The sequence below is a fragment of the Nocardia sp. CC227C genome (assembly GCF_030767025.1).
Lineage (GTDB): Bacteria > Actinomycetota > Actinomycetes > Mycobacteriales > Mycobacteriaceae > Nocardia.
Genome location: NZ_JASITE010000006.1, coordinates 341,482 through 349,461, shown reverse-complemented (window position 1 = coordinate 349,461; position 7,980 = coordinate 341,482). Strand labels below are relative to the sequence as shown.

Below are 7,980 nucleotides of genomic sequence, written 5' to 3'. Positions count from 1 at the left end.
ACCGGGTGGGGATTCGAAGTCGTCGTGGCCGAGGAGGACTGGATATGAGTGTCGATGTGGCAACCGAACCCGCGCCCAGCGCGGACGCGGCCAAGGGGAAGGAGGGGCGCACCGAGCCGGAGCATCCCATCGTCGGCTGGCTGCCACGGGTCTTCCGGGACAGCGCGATCGTGGCCCACCGGAACCTGCTCACCATTCTGCGCGTGCCGACCCTGCTGGTGACCGCCACCATCCAGCCGCTGATGTTCGTCTTCCTGTTCGCCTACATCTTCGGCGCGTCCCTGGGCGGCAGCCAGTATCGCGAATTCCTGCTGGCCGGAATCTTCACGCAGACGGTGGCGTTCAACGCGGCCTTCACCACGGTCGGGCTGGCGAACGATCTGCAGAAGGGCATCATCGACCGGATGCGGACGCTGCCCATGTCGCGTCTGGCGGTGCTCATGGGCCGCACCCTGTCGGATACGGTGGTGAACATCCTCGCGCTGAGCGTCATGGTCGGCTGCGGCTACGCGGTGGGCTGGCGCATCAACGGCGGAATCGCCGATGCCGTACTGGCTTTCGCGGTGATCCTGCTGTTCGCCTTCGCCATGTCCTGGGTCGGAGCCCTCACCGGACTGCTGTCCCCGAGCGTGGAGGTGGCCCAGAGCGCCGGACTCATCTGGCTCTTCCCGCTCACCTTCATCTCCTCCGCCTTCATCTCCGGCGAGACGCTGCCCGGCCCGCTGCGCACCATCGCGGAATGGAATCCCATCACCGCCGTCTCGGCGGCGGGGCGCAAACTCTTCGACAACGGCGCGCCCCCGACCTTCGTACCCGCCGACGGCTGGCCCGCCGACCACTGCATCGAATACGCGGTGCTGTGCTCGCTCGGCATCCTCGCCATCGCGGTACCGCTGGCCCTGATCCAGTACCGCAAGGTCGCCAGCCACTGAGCCCAGCCACTGAGCACGGGGGCGGGCACCGCTCGCACATCGGCGCTCGTTCGACCGCGGGCGGACGGCTCGCATGCGGGCCGCCGCTTCCGCGCTGGTGACGACGAGTACGACGAAGGCCCCCTCGCGTACGCGAGGGGGCCTTCGGTTCGGAACGCGTCAGCCGCGGCGACGGTTCTTGAGCAGGTCCATCCGCTCCTGGAGCAGCTCCTCGAGCTCCTCCTTGCTGCGGCGCTCGAGCAGCATGTCCCAGTGGGTGCGCGGCGGCTTGACCTTCTTGGGCTCCTGCGTGGTGCCCTCGAGGAGCACGCCCTCCTGGCCGTTGCGGCACAGCCAGGTCGGCGGGATGTCGGCGTCGTCCGCGAAGGGGACGTCGAATTCCTCACCGTTGTCGGTCCGGTACCGCGCCATCCGACGCGGCGCCAGGTCGTGGTCGCGGTCGGTCTCGTAGCTCACCGCTCCGAGCCGACTGCCTCGGAGTACGCGATCTGCCATGGGTGCGGTCCCTTCTCGCCTGTCGGCAACGTTAACTCGGTGTCGACGCCTTACTGGAGCATCAACGCTTCGGTGGACGATTCGGTTCCCGTGGGGAGAACCCGACTATTCTACTCGCTGCGGCCTCGGCCGGGTTATCGGCGTGCCCCTCGCCCATCCGGGCGGTGGTGAGCGCTACTCTCTCGACTCATGTCGCGCCGCCAAGGGTCGTCGTGTTTGTGGTGTGGTCGGGAGATCGGCGAATCCGAGGTCGGGCGACGCCGACGATACTGCCGCCAGTCCTGCCGCCAGCGCGCCTACGAACATCGGAACAGCGTGAAGGGCACCGGCATTCCCGAGGACTCGGTGGTGCTGTCGGCGCAGGAGGTATCGGATCTGTCCGACCGCTGGTTCGCCGCCCGCTGCGCCGCCGAGGATGTGGCCACCGCCGTCGCCGAGGGCGCGGATCACGTCGAACTGACCGCGCTCACCGCGCAACTGGTGGCCTTGGCCCGCGACGCCGAACGGCTGCGCTGAGCCGGTCCACCGGAATGGGCACGGTCGGCGCGGCCTCGATCTCGGGCAGCACCGGCCGCGGGCGACGTGCCCGGGCGCGCACCAGCGCGAGGGCGGCCACGGTCGAGCCCGTCAGGACGGCGAACGCGGCCAGCGTGGCGGTATCGGGGCGGGTCACCGGCTGTCCGCGCAGGGCCTGCCACAGCAGCACCGCCATGCAGCCGGTGTAGGACAGCGCCAGCACGCCCACGATGTCGGCGCGGGTGCGTTCGGTGCGCAGCCACGGCACCCGCGGCGCGTACCGGGCGAGCAGGACGGCGGCCAGGATGAGCAGTTGGATGCCGTGCATACCGAGGAAGTGCGGGATGCGCAGATCCCCGCCCTCGGTGCTCCAGCGCAGCACCGGCACTCCGGCGCCGACACCGTCGCGCACCGGGGGATCGCCGGGCATGACGGTATGGCCGGCCCCCAGTTCCACCGGACGGCCGTAGGCGTCGGTGACCCGCTGTCGGCCGCTGCCGCCCACCAGGTACGCCATCGCCATGCCGAGCACCGCGATGCCCAGTCCGGCGGAGATGGCCCGCGAGGTGGGCCGGTCGGTGACCCGCTGCCACGAAAGCATCACCGCGATAACCAGATTCGCGCCGAACAGGCCGAGCACCCCGAACATGAACGCGGTCTGCCCGATGGAGTTGACGGCATCGGTCTGCGTATTGAAGTGGCTGAAGGTGCCCCGCGCGGCCTGCACCACGATGAATCCGACATCGACGATGCCGGTGACGGCGAAGGCCGTGCCCATCCACCACGTGACGCGACTGCCCCGATGCGGGAACGACAGCAGCCACGCCAGCGTCGCGGTGTAGAGGACGAAGGCGAGTCCGAACTTGAAGGGCTTGCACCAGATCGATTCGCCGAGCAGTTGTCGGTCGTCGACGACCATGGCGCACAGCGTGGCGACCACGAGAACGGCCATGACGGCCGTGCACGCCAGCAGCGGCCCGTGTGGGCGGTGGGTGCCGAGGAGCGGTGGAGCGGCGGGTGGGGCGCTGAGCATGGGGCCGACGCTAGGGTCGGGTTGCCGCGCGCCGGGTCCCCCCGCGGAGCCGTTCGCCTCTCGTACCCGGGTATGAGGACACCCCCGGCGGTACCGGGGGTGTCGTCGATTCAGCTGTCCGCCGGATCGTTTCGGCAGCCCCTCATCGGCTGTCGATCCGCGGCGGTTCGGTGCGGGCGGTCAGCCGACGCTCACGCCGCGGGCGGCCAGCCACGGGTGCGGGTCGATCGGACCGGCGTCGGTGTGCACCTCGTAGTGCAGGTGCGGGCCGGTCGAGTAGCCGCGGCTGCCGACGGTGGCGATCACGTCACCGGCGCGCACGTGCTGGCCGACCGACACCAGGATGTCCTGCATGTGGCCGTAGACGCCGACGGTGCCGTCGTCCTGCTGGATCCGCACCCACAGGCCGAAGCCCGAGGCCGGACCGGCCTCGATGACGGTGCCGTCGGTGACGGCGGCGATCGGCGCGCCCAAGCCGTCCGCGAAGTCCAGACCGGAGTGCATGGCACCCCAGCGCATGCCGTAACCGGAGCTGAGCGGGCCGGCGACCGGTCGCACGGTGCGCGGACGGTGGTCCTGGGCCATCCCGTTGAGCAGATCGTCGACCTGCGGGGGGACGGGGATGAAATCCGGGATCTCGATACCGCCGACATTGGCGACCGGACGGATCTCGTGGGCGGGCGACTCCTGCTGCGGCGCGGCGGTGAGCTTCCCGACGGGGGCGCCGTCGACTCGTTGGTCGGCGGCGGCGAGTACGGACAGCGAGGCCCCGGCAATCGCGGTGACGGCCACGGCACGAGTTGCAGCGGCCCGGTACCGGCGCAGTGCGCGGCCCTTTGATAACGGAACGGTTACGGGCATGGCTCGAACGTACGGGAGGCAAACCTCGGAACCGAAACCGTGTCGTTACCGTCACAGCGCCGCAAAAGCCCAGTTGGTATGTCACAACTAGATAACGACACGCCGGTAATTTTGAAATGACGTTGGAAAATGGCGAATCGGGCGATCTTGACCGACACGCCGGGTGGGTAGCACACTATGTAAGTGCCCGCTAATGGAGTTCGGGTGCTGGTCGCACTGTCCGACCCCACCCGTCGCGCCATCTTCGAGGCCCTGCCGCAGGGGCCGCGCTCGGTCGGCGAACTCTCGGCGATCTCCGGGGTGAGCAGTTCCGCGGTCTCCCAGCACCTCAAGGTGCTGCGCGAGGCCCGCCTGGTGATGGTGCGGGCGGCGGGCAACCGCCGCCTGTACTCACTGGACCCGCGTGGGCTCGCCGATGCCCGCGATTACCTCGAGCAGTTCTGGCCCAGTGCCCTCGCCGCCTATGCCGCGGCGCTGTCCACGGCCAGTGCGGATATGGCGGGGGACGGCTAGACGGGCGCGCCGATCAGCCGACCCGGCGGTAGGCCTGCGGGCCGCGCCGTTCCATCCCGGTCGTGGGCCACGGGCGCTTGTGCAACTGCTTGTCGACGGCGTTGATCACCTCGGTGGTGCCGATCTTCAGCAGGCCGGGATCGGGGCTGGCGGCGTAGGGGTCGCCGAGCTGTCCGGCCCACAGCACCACGTGCCGGCCGAGCAGGTGCGGCGGCGGGCCGCTGCGCGAGGGCGGATTGGGGCCGAACAGCAGGACGGTCCGGGTGCCGAAGGCCGTGGCCAGATGCGCGACGCCGGTATCCCCGCACACCACCAGGGACGCCTCGGCGACCGTGGCGGCCAATTCGATCAGGTTCTGTTCCCCGGCGAGCACCCGCGAGGTCGACAGCCCCGCCCGGGTGGCGACGCCGAGGGCGATGTCGCGCTCGAACTCGTCACCGGTGAGCACCACCTCGCGCCCCTGGACCAGCAGATGCCGCACCACGGCGGCGAAACGGTCCGGCGGCCAGCGGCGGGCGGGCGCGCCCGCGCCGATGTGCACCACCACGCTGTCGCGGTGGCTGGTGGTGGCGACCGGGGGCACCAGGCCCAGATTGCGACGGTCGGCGGTGATGCCGTCGGTCTCGAGCAGATGGCACCAGCGGTCCACATCGTGCATATCGGGTTCCCACTCCGGTCCCGGCAGATCCGGGAAGGCGGGATTGCGGTAGGTGAGGATGCGTTCGGGCTTGGTGCGGACCAGTTCGACCAGACCCTCGGGTCCGTTGCCGTGCAGATTGACCGCCAGGGCGGGCGGGGGGCCGTCCCAGCGAATGCCGGTCGGACCGGTGATCGGCACCATCTCGTCCACCGAGGCGATCAGATCCACGATCGGTTTCAACCGGTGCGGGGCCGCGAGTGCGATGTGGTCGCCGGGCCTGGCCCGGCGCAGCGCGCGCAGCGCCGGGACCGCGGTGAGGAGATCACCCAGTCCGCGTGCGCGTAGCACGAGTACAACCGCCACCCTCTACTCCTCCGACCGCGCTGGTGCCCCTGGGTCCGACCCACCCCCGCCGCACACGACCGGTGTGAGCCACTTGCAGTGGACTACCCGGCGTGGCCCGCCGCGAAACGCGAGATCGACGTTGTTGTGGGCCACGCGATACTCCGAGCGCCGGACTCCCGTCGGCGCGCCCGTGCGTACTACCGACTGTAGTTGACACCGGGCGATCAACTACCGTGTGTATTCATGGATTTCGTCTACAACCTCGTGGTCGTGGCACATCTGCTGGGCATGGCCGCGGTGGTCGGCGGCTACGCGGCCGGACAGCCGCGTGTTTCCGAGCTGATGGTGTGGGGAGCCCGCCTCCAGCTGGTCACCGGGGTGATCCTGGTCGGCCTGGCCGAATCGATCGATTCGCTCGGCAAGGATCCCGATATGACCAAGATCGGCATCAAGCTGGTGGTCTCGCTCGCGGTGGCGGCCTTCGCCGAGATCGGGCGCGCCGATGCCAAACGCGGCAAGGCGGTGCCGTGGATGACCCACGCCTCCGGTGGGCTGGCCGTCCTGAACGTGCTCATCGCCACGCTCTGGACCTGACCGACGGCGCGGTGAGCCGACCGGTCCGGGGCCACGACGGCCCCGGGACCGTTCCTGAGCGTGCGCGTACTACCCGGCCGCGCGCAGCGGCTGCGGCCGATCGGCCGCGCGTTCCAGTGCGACGCGCAGACCGGCGCGGCCCTCGCGACGGTAGGCCGCCCGCGCCCGCGGCATGATGCGCAGTGTCTCCGGCAGCAGCGGCCAGGTGCGCGCCACCGCGTGCCGGAAGGTGTCGAAGGCCAGCTGGTTGGCGCGGGTCCAGCGGTAGCCGTACAGCTCGCGGATATGCGGGGGCAGGGTGCCGACCAGTACGTGCCGCCACGCCTCGCTGGCGCTCGGTGCGAGAATCCGCCACAGGGAACCGGGAAGCCACGGCTGCGGCATATCGGCGGCGCTGTCGAAGTAGTCGATGAGCGCGCGGGCCGCCGGGGTGGGCTCCAGCACGTGTTCGACCGTGTGGTTCCAGTAGTCGAGGAAGTCGTCGTAGGTGGTGGGCACGATGCGCGTCGACATGCCGTACATGCCCCACCAGCGCACCCCCTCCGCGTACACGGCGGCCTTCTCCGCCCGGGTGTAGGGCCGCCGCGCGAACAGATCGCGGGCCCGCCACGCGGTGTCGATGAAGGTGGCGTGCGCCCAGAAGTAGGTGTGCGGGTCCAGGGCGTGGTAGCGCTCCCCGGCGGGCATGGTGCCCTTGATATCGGAGTGGAAGTCGCGGATCCGGGCGGCGGTGCGCAATGCCTCGGGGCCGTCGAAGATCATGCCCTGGATCTGCGGCACCGACCGGAACAGCCGCTCCCACGGTTCGTTGAAGAAGTCCGAGTGCTGCTCCACGCCGCGGCCGAGCGACGGGTACATGAGCTGCAGCAGGCCCTCCATGGGCGCGAGCAGGTATCCGCGACGGTCGCCGTACGTCTCGTACAGCAGCGATCCGGGTCCGAAACGCAGTGCGTCCGCGTCCATGGGCACCTCCACATTGAGGATGAGAGAATTATTGTCACTATCTCTCACGGGTGGAGGTGCGTCAAGCAGGCGGACCCGGCCGCCGCCGAGGGTGTCGGAACTCGTGGAATTCGCTGCGGTGCCATGGGATTCGACAGCGGCGGAACCGGCGGGCCAGGTGTGTTTCACGTGGAGCCGACTCGATGCAGTTGTGCGCCAACGGCATTGCTGCACCGTGTGCATCGCCGCCGCGGCTGCCGGGCGCAGTCGGCCCCGGCCGATGGCTCGACCCTGCTTACCAGGTCAGCGGCCGTTCTCGGTCGTGATCGAATGGTGGTGGCGGGCGAAGGTGGTGGCGATTTCGGTCGCCACCACCGCTTGTCCGGCCATGGTGAGGTGGATGCGATCGGCGCTGAGCCAGTCGGGGCGCAGCCGCGCCGGATGCTCCCAGAACTCCGTCACGATGGCCCCGTGCCGGGCCGCGACGCGACGCGTGATCTCGGTGAAGGCCGCGAAACGCGGCCGCAGCGGCCGCAACCGGCCGGTGAAGGCGTCGGCGAGGGTGAACAGCGACAGCCGCGCCCCCGTGGCCGCCAGTGCGGCGCACAGTTCGTCGAGATCGCTTTCCATGGTCGCCGGATCGGCATCGGGCCGGAACAGATCGTTCCCGCCACAGCTGACGTGCACCAGGTCCGGCCCGAAGTCGAGCACCCGGCGCAACTGGCCGTCGCGGACCTCCCGGATGGTCGCGCCCATCACCCCGGTATTGAGGTACTCGGCCTCCGGATGAGCCGCGCGCAGCGCCCGTGCGAGACGCTCCGGCCACGGCAGGGTGTCGTAGCCGGGCCACGGATCGCCGGTGCCCGCCGCGGTGGAGTCGCCGATCACGGCGAACCGCCGCCACGGCAGCGGTGCGAGCAGATCGCGGATGGCCTCGGCGGACAGCACCATGGGGTCGTCTGCCTCGGTGCGGGATTCTGCCGTCACGTGTCGATTCATCGGATGGCCTCCTTCGTGGCGCGGTATTGCGAGGGTGTCGAGCGAATCGGGCAATCCGCCGCCGTGCCGGTCGGCGACCCCGGTGGCGCGGGGGCGCGCCGGGCGGCGGG

Annotated in this window: 10 protein-coding genes; 4 read left to right on the top strand and 6 right to left on the bottom strand. The window is 70.1% G+C overall.

Annotated elements, in window-relative coordinates; translation table 11 throughout:
• Positions 1-44: 44 nt before the first annotated feature.
• Positions 45-932 carry an ABC transporter permease gene (locus QMO76_RS15155; RefSeq protein ID WP_306361924.1) on the top strand — a complete coding sequence of 296 codons (888 nt, stop codon included), beginning with the start codon at positions 45-47 and terminating at the stop codon, positions 930-932.
• A 159-nt stretch (positions 933-1,091) separates the two neighbouring features.
• Here the strand turns inward: QMO76_RS15155 and QMO76_RS15150 are convergent, their stop codons facing one another.
• On the bottom strand, positions 1,092-1,427 hold the full coding sequence (locus tag QMO76_RS15150; RefSeq protein ID WP_306361923.1) for an RNA polymerase-binding protein RbpA: 336 nt from the start codon (positions 1,425-1,427) through the stop codon (positions 1,092-1,094).
• Positions 1,428-1,616: 189 nt separating this feature from the next.
• On the opposite strand from QMO76_RS15150, the gene QMO76_RS15145 reads away from it, so the two are divergent.
• Positions 1,617-1,943 (top strand): hypothetical protein, encoded by a 327-nt coding sequence (locus QMO76_RS15145; RefSeq protein ID WP_306361922.1) that lies wholly within the window; start codon positions 1,617-1,619, stop codon positions 1,941-1,943.
• On the opposite strand, the gene QMO76_RS15140 is transcribed toward QMO76_RS15145, so the two are convergent.
• A complete protein-coding gene (locus QMO76_RS15140) occupies positions 1,894-2,976 on the bottom strand; it encodes a hypothetical protein (RefSeq protein WP_306361921.1) in 1,083 nt (360 codons plus the stop codon). The two genes, QMO76_RS15145 and QMO76_RS15140, sit on opposite strands and share 50 nt — an antisense overlap.
• Positions 2,977-3,156: 180 nt before the next feature.
• On the bottom strand, positions 3,157-3,837 hold the full coding sequence (locus QMO76_RS15135) for a M23 family metallopeptidase (protein WP_306361920.1): 681 nt from the start codon (positions 3,835-3,837) through the stop codon (positions 3,157-3,159).
• A gap of 183 nt (positions 3,838-4,020) precedes the next feature.
• Here QMO76_RS15135 and QMO76_RS15130 point away from each other — a divergent pair, with 183 nt between their 5' ends.
• Positions 4,021-4,350 (top strand): helix-turn-helix transcriptional regulator, encoded by a 330-nt coding sequence (locus QMO76_RS15130; protein WP_306361919.1) that lies wholly within the window; start codon positions 4,021-4,023, stop codon positions 4,348-4,350.
• A 13-nt stretch (positions 4,351-4,363) separates the two neighbouring features.
• On the opposite strand, the gene QMO76_RS15125 is transcribed toward QMO76_RS15130, so the two are convergent.
• A complete protein-coding gene (locus QMO76_RS15125; RefSeq protein WP_306361918.1) occupies positions 4,364-5,353 on the bottom strand; it encodes a glycosyltransferase family 9 protein in 990 nt (329 codons plus the stop codon).
• Positions 5,354-5,578: 225 nt separating this feature from the next.
• Here QMO76_RS15125 and QMO76_RS15120 point away from each other — a divergent pair, with 225 nt between their 5' ends.
• Entirely contained in the window at positions 5,579-5,929 is a 351-nt protein-coding gene (locus QMO76_RS15120) for a hypothetical protein (RefSeq protein WP_306361917.1), read from the top strand.
• Positions 5,930-5,998: 69 nt separating this feature from the next.
• Here the strand turns inward: QMO76_RS15120 and QMO76_RS15115 are convergent, their stop codons facing one another.
• Complete coding sequence (locus QMO76_RS15115) at positions 5,999-6,892, bottom strand: oxygenase MpaB family protein (protein WP_306361916.1); 894 nt, start codon at positions 6,890-6,892, stop codon at positions 5,999-6,001.
• 282 nt (positions 6,893-7,174) lie between these two features.
• Positions 7,175-7,870 carry an SGNH/GDSL hydrolase family protein gene (locus QMO76_RS15110; RefSeq protein ID WP_306361915.1) on the bottom strand — a complete coding sequence of 232 codons (696 nt, stop codon included), beginning with the start codon at positions 7,868-7,870 and terminating at the stop codon, positions 7,175-7,177.
• Positions 7,871-7,980 lie beyond the last annotated feature (110 nt).

Bases quoted from the DNA above. Each gene is read 5' to 3' on its own strand.
- QMO76_RS15155 (WP_306361924.1), top strand. From the start codon at position 45: ATGAGTGTCGATGTGGCAACCGAACCCGCGCCCAGCGCGGACGCGGCC.
- QMO76_RS15150 (WP_306361923.1), bottom strand. From the start codon at position 1,427: ATGGCAGATCGCGTACTCCGAGGCAGTCGGCTCGGAGCGGTGAGCTAC.
- QMO76_RS15145 (WP_306361922.1), top strand. From the start codon at position 1,617: ATGTCGCGCCGCCAAGGGTCGTCGTGTTTGTGGTGTGGTCGGGAGATC.
- QMO76_RS15140 (WP_306361921.1), bottom strand. From the start codon at position 2,976: ATGCTCAGCGCCCCACCCGCCGCTCCACCGCTCCTCGGCACCCACCGC.
- QMO76_RS15135 (WP_306361920.1), bottom strand. From the start codon at position 3,837: ATGCCCGTAACCGTTCCGTTATCAAAGGGCCGCGCACTGCGCCGGTAC.
- QMO76_RS15120 (WP_306361917.1), top strand. From the start codon at position 5,579: ATGGATTTCGTCTACAACCTCGTGGTCGTGGCACATCTGCTGGGCATG.
- QMO76_RS15115 (WP_306361916.1), bottom strand. From the start codon at position 6,892: ATGGACGCGGACGCACTGCGTTTCGGACCCGGATCGCTGCTGTACGAG.
- QMO76_RS15110 (WP_306361915.1), bottom strand. From the start codon at position 7,870: ATGAATCGACACGTGACGGCAGAATCCCGCACCGAGGCAGACGACCCC.